The 15,577-nt window shown below is 75.3% G+C and carries 13 protein-coding genes; 6 read left to right on the forward strand and 7 right to left on the reverse strand.

Annotation, left to right across the window (positions count from 1 at the left end; all coding sequences use genetic code 11):
* Nucleotides 1–38: 38 nt before the first annotated feature.
* Together EQG70_RS14990 and EQG70_RS14995 are read left to right on the forward strand one after the other, a co-directional pair.
* Nucleotides 39–3,050 (forward strand): glycosyl hydrolase family 65 domain-containing protein, encoded by a 3,012-nt coding sequence (locus tag EQG70_RS14990; RefSeq protein WP_109268589.1) that lies wholly within the window; start codon nucleotides 39–41, stop codon nucleotides 3,048–3,050.
* A gap of 157 nt (nucleotides 3,051–3,207) precedes the next feature.
* Nucleotides 3,208–4,095 carry an endonuclease/exonuclease/phosphatase family protein gene (locus EQG70_RS14995; RefSeq protein ID WP_109268588.1) on the forward strand — a complete coding sequence of 296 codons (888 nt, stop codon included), beginning with the start codon at nucleotides 3,208–3,210 and terminating at the stop codon, nucleotides 4,093–4,095.
* Nucleotides 4,096–4,098: 3 nt separating this feature from the next.
* Here the strand turns inward: EQG70_RS14995 and EQG70_RS15000 are convergent, their stop codons facing one another.
* From EQG70_RS15000 to EQG70_RS15015, 4 genes are all read right to left on the reverse strand, one after another.
* Nucleotides 4,099–5,298 carry a CapA family protein gene (locus EQG70_RS15000; protein WP_241975666.1) on the reverse strand — a complete coding sequence of 400 codons (1,200 nt, stop codon included), beginning with the start codon at nucleotides 5,296–5,298 and terminating at the stop codon, nucleotides 4,099–4,101.
* Nucleotides 5,299–5,345: 47 nt separating this feature from the next.
* Nucleotides 5,346–6,071: a DUF1028 domain-containing protein gene (locus EQG70_RS15005; RefSeq protein ID WP_017834079.1), complete on the reverse strand. Its 726-nt coding sequence runs from the start codon at nucleotides 6,069–6,071 to the stop codon at nucleotides 5,346–5,348.
* A gap of 307 nt (nucleotides 6,072–6,378) precedes the next feature.
* Nucleotides 6,379–7,146 (reverse strand): endonuclease/exonuclease/phosphatase family protein, encoded by a 768-nt coding sequence (locus EQG70_RS15010; protein ID WP_109268587.1) that lies wholly within the window; start codon nucleotides 7,144–7,146, stop codon nucleotides 6,379–6,381.
* An 83-nt stretch (nucleotides 7,147–7,229) separates the two neighbouring features.
* Entirely contained in the window at nucleotides 7,230–7,793 is a 564-nt protein-coding gene (locus tag EQG70_RS15015; protein ID WP_109222284.1) for a Dps family protein, read from the reverse strand.
* A 225-nt stretch (nucleotides 7,794–8,018) separates the two neighbouring features.
* On the opposite strand from EQG70_RS15015, the gene EQG70_RS15020 reads away from it, so the two are divergent.
* The 4 genes from EQG70_RS15020 (at nucleotide 8,019) to EQG70_RS15035 (ending at nucleotide 12,694) form a co-directional block, all read left to right on the forward strand.
* Entirely contained in the window at nucleotides 8,019–8,243 is a 225-nt protein-coding gene (locus EQG70_RS15020) for a hypothetical protein (protein WP_017834082.1), read from the forward strand.
* A gap of 29 nt (nucleotides 8,244–8,272) precedes the next feature.
* Nucleotides 8,273–8,821: a hypothetical protein gene (locus tag EQG70_RS15025; RefSeq protein WP_017834083.1), complete on the forward strand. Its 549-nt coding sequence runs from the start codon at nucleotides 8,273–8,275 to the stop codon at nucleotides 8,819–8,821.
* 72 nt (nucleotides 8,822–8,893) lie between these two features.
* A complete protein-coding gene (locus tag EQG70_RS15030; protein ID WP_109268586.1) occupies nucleotides 8,894–10,930 on the forward strand; it encodes an NADPH-dependent 2,4-dienoyl-CoA reductase in 2,037 nt (678 codons plus the stop codon).
* A 135-nt stretch (nucleotides 10,931–11,065) separates the two neighbouring features.
* Entirely contained in the window at nucleotides 11,066–12,694 is a 1,629-nt protein-coding gene (locus EQG70_RS15035) for an amidohydrolase (protein WP_017834085.1), read from the forward strand.
* 26 nt (nucleotides 12,695–12,720) lie between these two features.
* On the opposite strand, the gene rraA is transcribed toward EQG70_RS15035, so the two are convergent.
* From rraA to EQG70_RS15050, 3 genes are read right to left on the reverse strand one after another with little or no spacing between them, the layout of a single operon-like run.
* Nucleotides 12,721–13,200 (reverse strand): ribonuclease E activity regulator RraA, encoded by a 480-nt coding sequence (gene rraA, locus EQG70_RS15040; protein WP_017834086.1) that lies wholly within the window; start codon nucleotides 13,198–13,200, stop codon nucleotides 12,721–12,723.
* A 41-nt stretch (nucleotides 13,201–13,241) separates the two neighbouring features.
* Entirely contained in the window at nucleotides 13,242–14,804 is a 1,563-nt protein-coding gene (locus tag EQG70_RS15045; RefSeq protein ID WP_017834087.1) for an MDR family MFS transporter, read from the reverse strand.
* A 4-nt stretch (nucleotides 14,805–14,808) separates the two neighbouring features.
* Nucleotides 14,809–15,537 (reverse strand): PepSY domain-containing protein, encoded by a 729-nt coding sequence (locus EQG70_RS15050; RefSeq protein WP_109268585.1) that lies wholly within the window; start codon nucleotides 15,535–15,537, stop codon nucleotides 14,809–14,811.
* Nucleotides 15,538–15,577 lie beyond the last annotated feature (40 nt).

Here is a 15,577-nt window from a genome sequence, read left to right on the forward strand (position 1 = left end):
CTCCGGCTCCTGACGGAGGCAGGTGGCACAATGACCGCATGAGCGGCGTCCTGGAGCAGCCTGCCGTCCACGGCAGGAGCACCTACGGAGCGGTGGTGCTCGCCCTCGCACCGGCGGGGGCCGCACCGGGCCCCGACGACACCGCCCGCGCCGGCGACGACGCCGCCCCGGTCCCGATACGCCCCGCCGGCGGAGTCCTGCACCCGCGCCACGAGGCGGGGGCCGCCGAGCTCTTCGCCCGCCTGCGCGCCGAGGGCGTGCTCACGGCCCTGGTCACCACCCACCCGGAGCTGGGCGCGGGACCGCCGGCGGACATCGTGGTCGCGGCCGATCCGCCGCGGGACGGCACCGCGGGGCGGGACGGGCCGGACCCGCACCCGCCGGCCGCCTCCCTGCTGCTCGCCTCCCGCCGGCTGGCGGTGGAGCCCGAGCACATCGTGGTGGTCAGCGACAGCGACCGCCTGGTGCGGACCGCCGTGACCCACGGCTTCGGGCTCGTCGTGGGGCTCGACGGCGCGGGCCGGCGGGGCCGGCTGCTCGCCGCCGGCGCCCACCTCGTGGTGGACGACCTCACGGACCTCGACATCCCGGTCGCCACCGCCCCGGGGGACTCCGACTGGGCCGGCGGCTGCGGCGGGGGCAGCCCGTGGAACCTGACCTACGCCGACCTCGACCCGCCGCGCGAGGGGATGCGGGAGTCGCTGTGCACCCTCGGCAACGGGTACATGGCCGTGCGCGGCGCCGCGAGCGAGTCCCGGGCCGACGGCACGCACTACCCCGGCACCTACCTCGCGGGCGTCTACAACCGGCTGCGCTCAGAGGCCGCCGGTCTCGTCCTGGAGCACGAGGACCTCGTGAACGCCCCCAACTGGCTGCTGGTGCAGTACCGCGTCCAGGACGGCTACTGGTTCGAGCCCACCCCGGACAACGTGCTGGAGCACCACCAGGACCTCGACCTGCGCACCGGGGTGCTGACCCGCGCCCTGCGCTTCCGGGACGAGGCCGGGCGCACCACCCGCGTGACCACCCGCCGGTTCGTCTCCCAGGACCAGCGCCACCTGGCGGGGCAGGAGACGGTCTTCGAGGCCGAGGACTGGAGCGGGACCCTGACCGTGCGCAGCCTCGTGGACGCCGACGTCCGCAACCGCAACGTCGCGGAGCACGCCGCCCTGGCCGGCCGGCACCTGGCCGACGCCCGGCTCGAGGACCTGGGCCACGGGACCGCACGGGTCGAGGTGGCCACGTCCTGGTCCGGCGTCCGGATCGCCGTGGCCGCCCGCACCCGGGTGCTCCGCAGCGGCACGGAGGACCGGCTGCTCTCCCGGGTCCCGTCCCGGCCCGCGCCCGGCGTGGTGGGCCACGAGCTGCGGCTGCGGATGGACCCGGGGCGGGCCGTGCGGGTCGAGAAGGTCGTCGCCCTCGTGACCTCGCAGGACCGGGCGATCGCCACGCCCGCGCACGCCGCGTCCACGCTGCTGGAGCGGGCGGGCGGCTTCGACGAGCTGCTCTCCGCCCACGTGGTCGCGTGGCAGGCCCTGTGGTCCGCCTTCGCCGTGGCCACCGACGCCGGCGGCCAGCAGGGCCTGGCCGTGAACCTCAACACCTTCCACGTCCTGCAGTCGGTGGCGGCCGCGCACCCGGACCTGGACGCCGGCGTCCCGCCCCGCGGGCTGCACGGCGAGGGCTACCGCGGCCACGTGTTCTGGGACGAGATGTTCGTCTACCCCATGCTCACCCTCCGCCGGCCCGAGTGGACCCGGGCGCTGCTGGCCTACCGGTACCGGCGCCTGCCCGAGGCGCGGGCGGCGGCCCGCGCGGCCGGCCACGAGGGGGCCATGTTCCCGTGGCAGAGCGGCAGCGACGGCCGCGAGGAGACCCCGCGGGCGCTGTTCAACCCCCGCACCGGCCGGTGGATCCCGGACCACTCGCGGCTGCAGCGCCACGTGGGGCTGGCGGTCGCGCACAGCGTGTGGCAGTACTACCAGGCCACGGGCGACACCCGCTTCCTGATCGAGCAGGGCGCCGAGCTCGTGGTGGAGATCGCCCGGTTCTTCTCGAGCCTCGCGGTGCACGACCCCGAGGACGACCGGTACGTGATCACGGGGGTGATGGGCCCGGACGAGTTCCACGACGGCGCCCCGGGCGCGCCGGGCTCGGGGCTGCGCAACAACGCCTACACCAACGTCATGACGGCGTGGCTGCTCGCGCGGGCGGTCGAGATGGTCGAGCGTCTCGGCCAGGACTACGGCGGGCCCCTGTGGCGGCGCCTGGGCCTGCGGGAGGACGAGGTGGCCCGCTGGGAGCGGGTCCGCACCCGGCTGCGGGTGCCGTTCCTGGCCGGCGGCGTCCTCGCCCAGTTCGAGGGCTACGAGGAGCTGCCGGAGCTCGCCTGGGAGGACTACCGGGCCCGCTACGGCTACATCGGGCGCCTCGACCTCATCCTCGACGCCGAGGGGCGCTCCACGAACGACTACCGGCTGGCCAAGCAGGCCGACGTCCTGATGCTGCTGTACCTGTTCTCCGCGGAGGAGCTGCGGGAGCTGCTGGGGCAGATGGGCTACGACTTCCCGGCGGAGGCGGTCCGGGCCACCGTCGCCTTCTACTGCGACCGCTCCTCGCACGGGTCCACGCTCTCCAACGTGGTGCACTCCTGGGTCGAGGCCCGCCGGGACCGCCCCAGCTCCTGGTCCTTCCTCACCCGGGCGCTCAACAGCGACCTCGTGGATGCCCAGGGGGACACGGTCCGCGAAGGGGTGCACCTGGGGGCCATGGCCGGCTCCGTGGACATCCTCACCCGCTGCTACACGGGCCTGGAGGTCCGGGACGACATGCTGTGGCTGCACCCGGCGATCCCCCCGCAGCTGCCCAAGGTGTCCTTCTCGATCAGCTACCGGGACCAGCCCATCCAGGTCGAGGTCACCCGCGCCGGGCTGCGGCTCTACCTCGCCCCCGGCCCCGCCGAGCCCGTGCGCGTGAACGTCGACGGCGAGGTCCACGAGCTCGCCGCCGGGCAGATCCGGCACTTCCCCGTGGCGGTGACCGATGCCTGAGCCGTGCACCGCCGGCCACGGGGCCGCGGTCCCCGTGGAGGACCCCACGAGTTCACCGGATGATCACCGGGGGTTCCCCCTCGGTGGCACCGTGGTCGGGCCGCCCGGTCCACCATGGGACGACGACGCCCCCGCACTCCCCCACCCTGGAGCAGTGATGTCCTCAGACACCGTCCTTCTCGACCGTTCCACGACCCCCGGCGTCGCCGATCCCGCGGTGCCGCTCATCGGTCCCGCCACGGGCCGCGCCCTGCACGTGATGAGCTACAACATCCGCTTCCACCACAGCGGCACGCACGCTGGGAACCCGGACCACTGGCCCGACCGCGCGCCCCGGCTGGCGCGGCTGCTGCAGCTCGAGCAGCCCACGCTGCTCGGGGTGCAGGAGGCCCTCCACCACCAGCTGCCGGCGGTGGAGCGGGCGCTGCCCGCCGGCTACCGGATGGTCGGATACGGGCGCGCCGGGGGCAGCAAGGGCGAGTACTCCGCGATCTTCTACGACGCCCGGCGCCTGGAGCTGGTGGAGTGGGACCAGTTCTGGCTCTCCGGCACCCCGGAGCTCATCGGCTCCACCACCTGGGGCAACGACATCCCGCGCATCGTCACCTGGGGCCGCTTCCTGGACCGCGGCACCGGCACCGACCTCGTGCTCGTCAACACCCACTTCGACCACGACTCCGAGACCGCCCGGGACCGCAGCGCGGAGGCCCTGGTCGAGCTCGTGCACAGCTTCCACCCGCACACCCCCACCCTGGTCACCGGGGACTTCAACGCGGAGGCGGGGGACTCCGGGGCGTACGAGACGCTCGTGGGCTCCGGGGTGCTCGCCGACACCTGGACGGCCGCCGAGGAACGGCTCACCCCCGCGTGGGGCACCTTCCCGGACTACGGCGAGGCCGTGGAGGGCGAGGAGCGGATCGACTGGGTGCTGGCCGGCCCCGGCGTCCGGGTTCGCCGCGCCGCGATCAACACCGCCCGCTTCGCGGGGGGCCACCCCAGCGACCACGCCCCGGTGCAGGTGCTCGTCACCCTCGACCGGGACTGAGCGCTACTCCCCTGCGGGACCGAGGGCGAGCGGGCGCCACGGGCGGGCGCCGTCGGCCTCCGCCCCCATCGACCCCACGGTCCGCGCGGTGCGCGCCAGGGACGCCGCGTCCTCCTCGCGGGAGCGGCAGACGTCCTCGGCCGGCAGCGCGCACCACCGGATCGGGTCCAGGGTGAGGATGTGCGGGGTCCACACCGGGTCCCCGGCCACCCACTCCCCGTCCTCGCGCGCGAAGGACATGCTGACCGTCAGGCCCTCGTTGTTGACCGGCACCCGGGTGGCGTGCTCCGAGACGCTGTTGCCCAGGCCGTGCACGATCCAGGTGTCCCCGCGCTTCTCGATCGGCAGCACCGAGTGCGTGTGGTGGCCGTAGACGAAGTCGAACTCCCCGCTGTCGGCGAGCGCGTGCGTGACCTCGAACTGCTGCCGGTCGGGCGCCGAGGAGTACTCCTCGCCGGCGTGCACCGCGGCCAGCACGATCTCCGCCCCCGCCGCCCGGGCCGCGCGCGCCTTGCGGACCATCTCGGGGACGTCCAGCAGGTCCACGCGCCACGCGGCGTCCGGGACGTTGCCGTTGAGCCCGTAGGTCCCGGTCACCAGGCCCACCCGCACGCCGTCCGCGTCCAGGACCAGCGGCTCCCGCGCGTCCTCGGCGGCGCGGTACGTGCCGGTGGTCGCGATCCCGGCGTCGGCCAGGACGTCGAGGGTCCGTTCGAGGCCCTCCGGGCCGGCGTCCACCGCATGGTTCGAGGCCGTGGTGCACGCGTCGTAGCCGAGGTCCGCCAGCGCCGGGACGATCTGCGGCGGAACCTCGAACGAGGGGTACCCGGAGAAGGGGCCCTCGGCCGCGGCGAGCGGGGTCTCCATGTTGCAGACGGCGAGGCCGGCGTCCTCCGTGAACGGGCGCAGGCCCTCCACGAGCGGGCCGAAGTCCAGCTCCCCGTCCCCGTCCGCCTCGGCCTGCGCCCACAGCCCCGGGTGGAGCAGGACGTCGCCGGTGACCACGACCTCCAGCCGGTCCGGGGCCGCCTCCGGCGCCGCGGGGGCCGACGACGCCGCCCCGGTCCCGTCCGGAGCGCTCGCCGGCGGCCCGGCCGGCTCCGGGGAGCAGCCGGCGAGGACCGTCGCCCCCGCCAGGAGGACCGCGGTCAGGCCCGCCGCGGGGCCGTAGCGCACCGGCGGGAGGACACGACGAGAACTCATGGACCGAGGGTAGGCCACCCCGGCGGGGGCCGCCCACCCGAGGGAGGTCAGGACAGGACCGTCGACCAGAGCCCCTCGTCCTCGGGACGGTGCGGGACCTCGGTGCTGGGCACCACCTCGGCCGGCGCCGGGTGGGCCCTGCCCTTCAGCGCGAGCATCTCCTCCAGGTCCTCCAGCGGGGTGGGCGAGTTGTCGGCCCGCAGGTCGACGTCGAGCAGCACGGGGTACTGGAAGCCCGCGAGCGTGTCGGCCACGAGCACCGCGGCGCTCTGCTGCCCCCGGCTGTCCCCACCCGCGTCCCGGCCCGCGCGCAGGCAGGCCAGGAGCGCGCCGGCCATCTCGGTGCTGGTCGGCCCGGACCCCGTGAGCGCCTCGTCCATCGCGGCGCGCATCGACTCGACGACCTCCGGGCCGGTCAGGTAGTTGCCGATCACCACGAAGTCGGCCCCGGCCACGCCCCCCGCCCAGGGCGTGCACAGGCTGCCGGTGAGGTGGGCGCCGGGCCCCGCCACGGGCAGGACGGCCACCTGGCGCAGCGCCAGGTCCGGGTCGGCGTCGGTCAGGGCCGCGATCGCCTCCTCGGCCGTGCCCCCGTGGTGCAGGGTGCGGAGCATCTCGAAGCGCAGCCGCCGGTTGGTCCACGCCTGGGAGGCGACCACCCCGGCGGTGGGCACGAGGGCCGGCACGGCGTTGCCCACGGCGAGCGAGCAGCTCGCCGTGGCGGCGCCGAGCAGGCGGGAGTCCGCGCTCCGGGCGATCACGGTGTAGGTCACGAGCACCTCCTGGCCGGCACGTCCGTGCCGGCCGGTTCGTTGTCGATGGATGCCCCGCGCGGACCGGGGCGGGACGTCCTCCACCCCGGCACGCCGGGCCCGCGGTGCTGGTGGCGGGCCGTCCCGGGTGCACAGGGTGGGACGACACCCACGACCGGGTGCGCACCGGCAGGGCGGCCGCACGGAGCACCTGCCGGGTGCTCCCGGGCGGACGGCTCATTCCTACCACCGGGAGGCGGCGGATGGCACGCGGAGCACGGATCGCCGCCCTGGGGAGCGCCGCGTGCCGGGCACGGCGGTCCCGGCCTCAGGAGGCGGGGCCGCCGTCGTGCTCGAGCTCGGCCCGCACCGGGAAGTGGTCCGAGGCCCACACCCCGCGCGGACGCTCGGCCAGGACCCGGGCGTCGAGCACGCGGACCGGGCCGCCGTACAGGATCCAGTCCAGGCGCGGCGTCCTGGCCCCGGGCTCCCGGTAGCGGGGGAAGGTCCCCGCGGCGTCCGGGGGCAGGGTGTCCCGCAGCCCGCCGGCGAGCGCGGCGTCCCAGGTGCGGGAGCGGCCGGCAGCCGCGTTCATGTCCCCGAGGAGCACCAGGGGGCCGTCCCACCCGAGGAGGAGGCCCTGGAGCGCGGCCAGCTGGCGCAGCCGCGCCCGCTCCGGCCACGGGTCGAGGTGGGTGGCGCCCACCCGCCAGGCCACTCCCGTGCGCCGGTCCGTGAGGTCGGCCAGCACCAGGGTGCGGGGGAAGAGGTCCCCCGGCACCTTCGACCCCGGGACCTCCGGCAGCGCGGACAGCCACCGCTGCTGCCAGCGCTCGATCCGGAAGCGGGTGGTGTCCACGGCCAGCAGGCACCGCTCGCCGCCGCCGTCGGCGTCCCGGCCCCCGCCCAGGAGGACGTGGTCCGGCCCCAGGGCCTGCTGCAGGGGGTGCAGCTGCTGCGGGAGGACCTCCTGGAGGGCGACCAGCTCCGGCCGGTGGGCCCGGAGCACGGCCTGCACGGCGGGGGCCCGGGTGAACCACGCGTCCGGCGCCGTCCGGCCGTACTTCGGCAGGGGGCGCCGGACGTTGAAGGTCATGGCCGTGAACGCGCCCCGGCCCCGCGGACCACGGGGGTCGGCGGGGCCGGGGCGGGCGTGGGCTGCCACGGTCGCGGGGCGGACTACTGGGCGGCGGACTCCGCCGCGCCCTGCTCCGTGCGGGTGCCGCCGTGCTGGAGGTCGCCGCCGCTGTTCTCGAGGTGGGCGCGCATGAACCACTGGAAGAGCTCGAGCTCCTTGACCTGGCCGATGAGCATGTCCTCCGTGACGGGGTCGAGCTCGCCGACCTTCTGGATCGCATCGCGGTGGTCCTCGATCACGCCGTTGTAGACGATGTCGAGGGCGGCGAGGTGCTCCACGCCGGTGGCGCGGTGGACCGAGTAGTCGTCCCAGGTGCGGGCCTGGACGAGATCGCCCGGCAGCCCGGAGGGGCCCACGCCCAGGGTGGCCATGCGCTCGGCGAGCTCGTCGACGAAGCCGCGCACGAGCTCGATCTGCGGGTCCAGCATCTCGTGGACCGAGATGAAGTTGGGGCCCACCACGTTCCAGTGGGCGTGCTTGAGCGTGAGCTGGAGGTCGTTGAGGGCGTGCAGGCGCTGCTGGAGCGTCTGGGCGACCTCGTGACCGTTCTCGGTGGACAGGCCGGGCACGGTGTAGGGGGCGGTGCGCTGGTTCGGGGTGGCCATGAGTTCGTCTCCGTGTTTCCGGCCGCCGCGGGGCGGCGGCCTGGCTCGACAACTGCGGGCGGCCCGCGGGACGGGCCTCTGCCCCCACTATGGCACGCCTCCCACCCACTGTCAGCACCCTGTCCATTCGCTTCGCTGTCCGCGATATCCAGGGGATGCGCGCCCGCCGCAGGACGCCTGATCGGGGCCTTGCCAGGACGCGGAGCCACTGATTGGCTGGGGCCCATGGACACGACTCCCGCCTCCGGCGACCAGCTCCCCGACGACCCGCACCTGGCCGACGACGTCGGCGTCCCCGACACCCCGGCGCGCGACCTCGAGACGGCCCCGGACCCCCTGGGCCAGACCAACGCCGGCCAGCGCGTGCCGAGCGCGGGGGACGCCGCGGACCCCGCCGACCCGGACTTCGGCGCGGGCGCAGGCGGCCCCGGCCCCACGGCCGGGGACTGACCCGGCGCGCCGCCGCTGCCCTGGGTCCCATGAGCACCCGCAGCACCAGCACCGCCGGGATCGCGCGGGCCACCGGCGTCCCGTGGGAGACCTGGACGGCCCGGCTCGACGAGCTCGGCGCCCGGACGATGGGCCACGCCGAGCTCGCCCGCCGAGTGGCCGAGCAGCTCGAGGGCGCCGTCGACAACCACGAGTGGTGGGCGCAGGCCGTCGCGGTGGCCTACGAGCAGCACACGGGCGCCCGCCGGCCCGGTCAGGCCGGGGACGGCACCTTCGGGGCGAGCGCGAGCCGCACCGTGACCGGCACCCCGGAGGAGGCGCTCGCCCGGTGGAGCGCGCTCATGGCCGGCCGCACGGAGGTCGGCGGCGTCCCGTTCCAGCAGCCGCCCACCACCGCCGCCACCGCGAAGTGGCGCTACTGGCGGGCTCGCCTCGCCGACGGGTCCAGGGTCTCCGCGAACATCGGCGCCAAGGCCGGTGGCCGCGCCACGGTGGCCCTCGCGCACACCGGCCTGGCCTCCGCGGAGGACGTCGTGCGGTGGCGCGCGGCCTGGAAGGACCTGCTGGCCGCGCTCTGAGCCCGCGCCGCGCTTGTGAGGCGGCTCACTCCTCGCCTACGGTGACCAAGTACCTGAGACGAGGAGTATCAGATGACCGTGCCCTATCCGCGCCTGCTCGCACCCCTGGACCTGGGCTTCACCACCCTGCCCAACCGGGTGCTCATGGGATCGATGCACACCGGTCTCGAGGAGCTGCCCGGAGGATTCGAGCGGCTCGCGGAGTTCTACGCGGAGCGGGTGCGGGGCGGGGTGGGACTCATCGTCACGGGCGGCGTGGGGCCGAACCCCGAGGGCGCCACCCGGGCCGGGGGTGCTCTCCTGCGCACCCCCGAGGAGGTGGCCCGGCACCGCCTGGTGACCGGCGCCGTGCACGCCGAGGGCGGCAGGATCGCCCTGCAGATCCTGCACTCCGGCCGCTACGCCAAGGCCCCGGCCGCCGTGGCCCCGAGCTCCCTGCGTGCCCCCATCAGCCCCGTGGTGCCGCACGAGCTCACCGCGGAGGAGATCGAGCGGACCATCGAGGACTTCGCCCGCACCGCCGCGCTCGCCCGGGAGGCCGGCTACGACGGCGTGGAGATCATGGGCTCCGAGGGCTACCTCATCAACGAGTTCGTCGCCGCCGAGACCAACCACCGCACCGACGAGTGGGGAGGGTGCTACCCGAACCGGATGCGCCTGCCCGTGGAGATCGTCCGCCGCGTCCGCGAGCGCACCGGCCCGGACTTCGTCCTCATCTACCGGCTCTCCATGCTGGACCTGGTCCCCGGCGGCTCCACGCTCGAGGAGGTCGTGGCACTGGCCCGGGCGGTCGAGGCCGCCGGCGCCACCCTGCTCAACACCGGCATCGGCTGGCACGAGGCGCGCATCCCCACGATCGCCACGGTCGTCCCCCGCGGCGGCTTCTCCTGGGTGACGCGCCGGCTCAAGGGCGAGGTCGGGATCCCGCTGGTCGCCGTGAACCGGATCAACACCCCGGAGACCGCGGAGCGGATCCTGGCGGACGGGGACGCCGACATGGTGTCCCTGGCCCGGCCCCTGCTCGCGGACCCGGACTTCGTGGTCAAGGCCGCGCGCGGCCGGGCGGACACCATCAACACGTGCATCGCGTGCAACCAGGCGTGCCTGGACCACACCTTCGCGGGCCGCACGGCGTCCTGCCTGGTCAACCCGCGGGCCGGGCACGAGACCCTGCTGCGCCTCGGCCCCACCCGCCGGGCCGAGCGGATCGGCGTGGTCGGCGCGGGCCCCGCGGGGCTGGCCTTCGCCGTCGGCGCCGCGGAGGCCGGGCACGCCGTCACCCTCTTCGAGGCGGCGGACCGGATCGGCGGGCAGTTCCTGATGGCGCTGCGCATCCCCGGCAAGGAGGAGTACGCGGAGACGCTGCGCTACTACGGGGTGCGGCTCGCCGAGCTGGGGGTGGAGGTGCGGCTCGGGACGGAGGCCGGGCCCGGGCACCTGCGCGGCTTCGACCGGCTCGTGCTCGCCACCGGCGTGGAACCGCGCGTGCCCGCGATCGAGGGGGTGGAGCACCCCTCGGTCGTGGGCTACCGGGACGTCCTGCAGCACGGGGCGCCCGTGGGACGCCGGGTCGCGGTCCTGGGCGCCGGGGGCATCGGCTTCGACGTCGCCGAGTTCCTCCTGCACTCCGCCGGCACGGACTTCTACCGCGCGTGGGGCGTCGACACGACGCTGTCCGCCCGGGGCGGGCTGGTCCCGCCCCGGCCCGGGCGCCCGGCGCGCGAGGTGACGCTGCTGCAGCGCTCCCCCGGCAAGCTCGGGGCCGGCCTGGGCCGCACGACCGGCTGGATCCACCGGACCTCGCTCCGGGCCGGCGGCGTCCGCACCCTGAGCGGGGTCGTGTACCGGCGGATCGACGACGACGGGCTGCACCTCACCGCGCCGGGACCCGACTGCACGGAGCCGGTCGAGCAGGTGCTGCCGGTCGACACCGTGGTGCTGTGCACGGGCCAGGAGCCGCTGCGGCGGCTGCACGACACGCTGCTGGGGACCGGCCACGACACCGGCGCCGTACCGGTGCACCTCATCGGCGGGGCGGACGTGGCGGCCGAGCTGGACGCCAAGCGGGCGATCCGGCAGGCCACGGAGCTCGTCGCCGCCCTGGGCTGACCGCTCCCGGCCCGGGCCCGGCCTGGCGGGGCAGGGCCGGGCGGGGCCGGGCCAGGAGCGGGCCGCGCCGTGCGGCGATGTGCGGGACCGGGCCCCGGGTGCCACGATGGGGTCACTCCCGCGGAAAGGATCCCCATGCAGCTCGACCTCCTGCTCGTCAACGCCACGGTCCTGACCATGGACCCGGACCGCCCGACGGCGTCGAGCCTCGGCGTGCACGGCGGGCGGATCGTGGTCCTCGACGACCCGGACGTGCCGGCGGCCGAGACCGTGGACCTCGGCGGGGCCACCGTGCTGCCGGGGTTCGTGGACGCGCACTGCCACACCGCGTGGTTCGGGCTCGGCCTGGCGGAGGTGGACCTCTCCGGCTGCACATCCCTGGACGAGCTGTACGCGGCCCTGGAGCGCGGCATGGCCGCGAAGCCGCGGGACGAGGAGTGGCTCATGGCCACCGGCTTCCTCCCCGCCACCGTGGGCGGGTCGCTGCCCGACATCGACGTCCTCGACCGCATCACGGGCCGCACGCCGCTGTTCGTCCGGCACACGTCCGGCCACGCGGCGGTGGTGAACTCCGAGGCGCTGCGGCGGGCGGAGATCTTCACCCCGGGGACCCCGGACCCGGTGGGCGGGCGGGTGGTGCGGGACGACACCGGCCGCGCCACGGGCCTGGTCGAGGAGACCGCCCAGGCCGTGGTGCAGGAGCTGTTCCGCCCCTACCCGGTGGACCGGATCGTGGCGGCGCTCGACCGCGCCACCGCCCGCTACGCCGCCGAGGGCATCACCACGTTCGCCGAGGCGGGGGTGGGCGCCGGGTGGATCGGGCACAACCCCTCCGAGCTGCAGGCCTACCAGCAGGCCCGGGACGCCGGCGTCCTGCACGCCCGGGCCCAGGTGATGCCCGTGCTGGACGTCCTGCACGGGATCAGCGGCCTCGGGGACGGCTCCGAGCGCGGGCTCGACCTCGGGCTGCGCACCGGCTTCGGCGACGACGAGCTCAGGCTCGGACCGGTCAAGGTGTTCGTGGACGGCTCGCTGCTCGGGGAGACCGCCGCCGTGACCGAGGCGTTCTGCGGAGGCCACTCGACGGGCTACTTCCAGGAGAACCCCGAGCAGATGGCCGAGGCGATCCACGCGGCGTACCGCGCGGGCTGGTCGGTGGCCGCCCACGCGATCGGGGACCGGGCCATCGACTTCGCGATCGACGTGATCACCCGCTGCCAGGACCAGCACGGGCGCCACCGGCTGCCCAACCGGATCGAGCACGCGAGCATCACCCGCCCGGACCAGCTGCCGCGGCTCGCGGCCGCGGGGATCGTGGTGACCCCGCAGATCGGCTTCCTGCGCCCCATGGCCGCCCAGTTCCGCCGGCTCCTGGGCCCCGAGCGCACGGACTGGACCTACCGGGGCCGCAGCTTCCTGGACGCCGGGGTGCGGCTGGCGGGCAGCTCCGACCGGCCGGTCGCCGACGGCGACGTGCTGCGCTCGGTCCAGGCCTGGACCGACCGCCTCGACGGTGACGGACGGCGCTTCGGGCCCGCCGGGGAACGGCTCGACGTGCTGCAGGCCCTCGCCGCCTACACGTCCGAGGCCGCGAAGGCGCTGGGGATGTTCGACCGGATCGGCTCGCTCGCCCCGGGCAAGCTCGCGGACCTGGTGGTGCTGGAGGAGAACCCCCTCGAGGTGCACCGGCGGGGCGGGTCGGTGGAGCACATCGGCGTGCGCGCGACCTACCGCGGCGGCCGGCTCACCCACCGCGCCGGCTGAACGGCGCCGGACGGAGCGGACAGCGCTCAGCCCTCCACGAGGATCCCGTCCTCGTCGGCCCACACCGTCCGGCCCGGGCGGAAGGTCACGCCCTCGATGACGACCGGCACGTCCTGCTCCCCGACGCCGTCCTTGGCGGACTTGCGCGGGTTGGAGCCCAGGGCCTTGACCCCGAGGGGCAGCCCGGCCAGGGCGACCCGGTCCCGCACGGGGCCGTTGATGATGACCCCGGCCCACCCGTTGCGCACCGCGGACTCGGCGATCATGTCCCCCATGAGCGCGGTGCCCATGGAGCCGTGGCCGTCCACGACGAGGACCGCGCCCTCCCCCGGGGAGTTGAGCACGGCCTTCACCAGGCCGTTGTCCTGGAAGCAGCGGACCGTGCGCACCGGCCCGGTGAACGCGGCCGTCCCGCCCAGGTCGAGGAACTGGCGCGGGCAGGACATCAGCTGCTCCCCGCGCTCGTCGTAGAGGTCGGCGGTGGTGAACGGGCGCGGATCGGTCATGAGCTGCTCCTGAGGCATCCGGTGGTGGTTCCGGCACCAGCCTAGCCAGCGGAACCGCCGCGCTCGGCCCCGGCGGGCGCCGCGGCCGGCCCCGGCGCCTCCTCCCGCGCGGCGGGCACGGTCGTGCCCAGCGGGATCTCCTCGATGAGCAGGGACAGCACGAGGCACGCCGCCGCGACCGGGAGACCCCACAGGAAGATCGGCGGCAGCGCCTGGGCGAAGGCCTGCGCGACGGCCTCCTGCACCGGGGCGGGCAGTCCCGCGAGCACCTGGGGGCTCAGGGCGTCGAGGTCGAGGGCGGGCACGGCGCGGCCCCCGAGCGCGTCGTCGAGCCGGGCGACGAAGACGGAGCCGAACACGGCGATCCCGAAGGACGCCCCGATCTGGCGGAAGAAGTTCGACGACGACGTCGCGGCCCCCAGCTCCGCGGGCGGCACCGCGTTCTGCACGATCAGGACGAGGTTCTGCATGAGGCAGCCGATGCCGAGACCGGTGACGGCCATCCCCGCGGCCGTCAGGGCGTACGGGGTGGACTCGTCGATCAGCGAGAGCAGCGCGAGCCCGGCGGCCATCACCGCGGAGCCCAGCACGGGCCAGTGCTTGTAGCGCCCCGTGCGTGCGATGCGGCGGCCGGTGCCGATCGTGCCGACGAGCATCCCGGCCGTCACGGGGATCATCATCAGGCCGGCGGTGGTGGCCGAGGCGCCGTCGACCATCTGCAGGTAGGTGGGCAGGTAGGTGATGGTCGCGAACATGATCACGCCCATGCCGACGGCCGCCGCGGTGGGCACCACGAAGTTGCGCACGCGGAACAGGTGCAGCGGGATGATCGGCTCCGCGGCGCGGCGCTCCACCAGCACGAACAGCACGCCGAGCACCAGGACCGCCCCGGCGAGGCCGAGGATCCGCGGGCTCGACCACGCGTACGCCGTGCCGGCCCACGTGGTGAGGAGCACGAACGCCACGCTGCCCAGCGCCAGCAGCGCCGTGCCCAGCACGTCGAGGCGCACCCGTCCCCGGGGGACGTGCGGCAGGTGCAGGAAGCGGGGGATGAACAGGAGCGTCACCAGGCCCAGCGGCAGGTTGATGTAGAACACCCACCGCCAGCTCACGAGGTCCGTGAGGAACCCGCCGACCAGCGGCCCGCTCACCGAGGCGAGACCGAAGGCCGCCCCGATCACGCCCATGTACCGGCCGCGCTCGCGGGCCGGCACGAGGTCCGCGATGATCGCCTGCGCCCCGATCAGGAGGCCGCCGCCGCCCAGGCCCTGCAGCGCGCGGAGGACGATGAGCTGCGTCATGTCCTGGGCGGCGCCCGAGAGCACGGAGCCGAGCAGGAAGACCACGACGGCCAGCAGGAAGATCCGCTTGCGCCCGTAGAGGTCGCCCAGCTTCCCGTAGACCGGCAGGCCCACGGTGGCGGCGAGCACGTACGCCGTGACCACCCAGGAGATCCGGTCGAGCCCGTCCAGGTCCCCGACGATCGAGGGCAGCGCCGTGGCCACGATCGTCTGGTCGAGGGCGGCCAGCAGGACCGCCATGAGCAGGCCCAGGAACGTCAGCCGCAGCCGGCGGCGCTCCGTGCGGCTGGGGTCCGCGACCACGGGGTCAGCGGTCGATCTTCAGCACGGAGCCGTCCTCGACGTTGACGAACACGTCCACGGAGTTGCCGTCCGGCTCGTCGATCTCGACCTCCCACACGGTCGTGCCGTCCTCCGTCTCGAGCTGCGCCTCGTCGACCGTGCCGTTGACCGTCTCCAGCGCCGTGGCCAGCCCCTCGTCGAGGGGCACCCGGACCTGGGCGAGCTTCTCGCCGTCGTCGCTGTCGAGGCCGCCCTCCTCCTCCTGGCTGATCACGTCCTCGCCGTCCTGCGAGACGTACACCTGGTGCTCGCGGTCGTCGGCGGCGACGGTGATCTCCCAGCTGGCCGGGCTGTCCTCCCGTCCGATCTCGAAGGCCTGGGCGTCACCGCCCACCGCGTCCTCGGCCGCGGCGACCGCGGAGGCCACGATGGCCGCCTCGCCGCCGGACCCGCCGGTGGCGTCGTCGCTGGGGCTCTCCGAGGGCGAGGCCGAGCCGGAGGCCGTGGCGGTGCCGTCGTCGTCGGGGCTCGCGCTGTCGTCGGGGCTCGCGCTGTCGTCCGGCGTGGCGGTGTCGTCCGGGCTCGCGCTGTCGTCGGGGGTGGCGGTGTCGGCCGGGGCGCCGGTCTCCGCCGGGGCGGTGGTGCCGTCCCCTCCGGCGCCGCCGTCACCCCCGTCGCCGCCGCAGCCCGTGAGGAGCAGGGCGGAGAGGGCGAGCGCCGCCAGGGACAGGTGCCTTCGGTCAGTGTGCTTCATACCCGGGATTCTTCTCCCCTGCGGACCCCCTGGCAAGGAC

It is taken from the genome of Kocuria rosea (assembly GCF_006094695.1).
Classification (GTDB): Bacteria; Actinomycetota; Actinomycetes; order Actinomycetales; family Micrococcaceae; genus Kocuria; species Kocuria rosea.

Bases quoted from the DNA above. Each gene is read 5' to 3' on its own strand.
- EQG70_RS15050 (WP_109268585.1), bottom strand. From the start codon at position 15,537: ATGAAGCACACTGACCGAAGGCACCTGTCCCTGGCGGCGCTCGCCCTC.
- EQG70_RS15035 (WP_017834085.1), top strand. From the start codon at position 11,066: ATGCAGCTCGACCTCCTGCTCGTCAACGCCACGGTCCTGACCATGGAC.
- EQG70_RS14990 (WP_109268589.1), top strand. From the start codon at position 39: ATGAGCGGCGTCCTGGAGCAGCCTGCCGTCCACGGCAGGAGCACCTAC.
- EQG70_RS14995 (WP_109268588.1), top strand. From the start codon at position 3,208: ATGTCCTCAGACACCGTCCTTCTCGACCGTTCCACGACCCCCGGCGTC.
- EQG70_RS15025 (WP_017834083.1), top strand. From the start codon at position 8,273: ATGAGCACCCGCAGCACCAGCACCGCCGGGATCGCGCGGGCCACCGGC.
- rraA (WP_017834086.1), bottom strand. From the start codon at position 13,200: ATGACCGATCCGCGCCCGTTCACCACCGCCGACCTCTACGACGAGCGC.
- EQG70_RS15000 (WP_241975666.1), bottom strand. From the start codon at position 5,298: ATGAGTTCTCGTCGTGTCCTCCCGCCGGTGCGCTACGGCCCCGCGGCG.
- EQG70_RS15030 (WP_109268586.1), top strand. From the start codon at position 8,894: ATGACCGTGCCCTATCCGCGCCTGCTCGCACCCCTGGACCTGGGCTTC.
- EQG70_RS15010 (WP_109268587.1), bottom strand. From the start codon at position 7,146: ATGACCTTCAACGTCCGGCGCCCCCTGCCGAAGTACGGCCGGACGGCG.
- EQG70_RS15020 (WP_017834082.1), top strand. From the start codon at position 8,019: ATGGACACGACTCCCGCCTCCGGCGACCAGCTCCCCGACGACCCGCAC.
- EQG70_RS15015 (WP_109222284.1), bottom strand. From the start codon at position 7,793: ATGGCCACCCCGAACCAGCGCACCGCCCCCTACACCGTGCCCGGCCTG.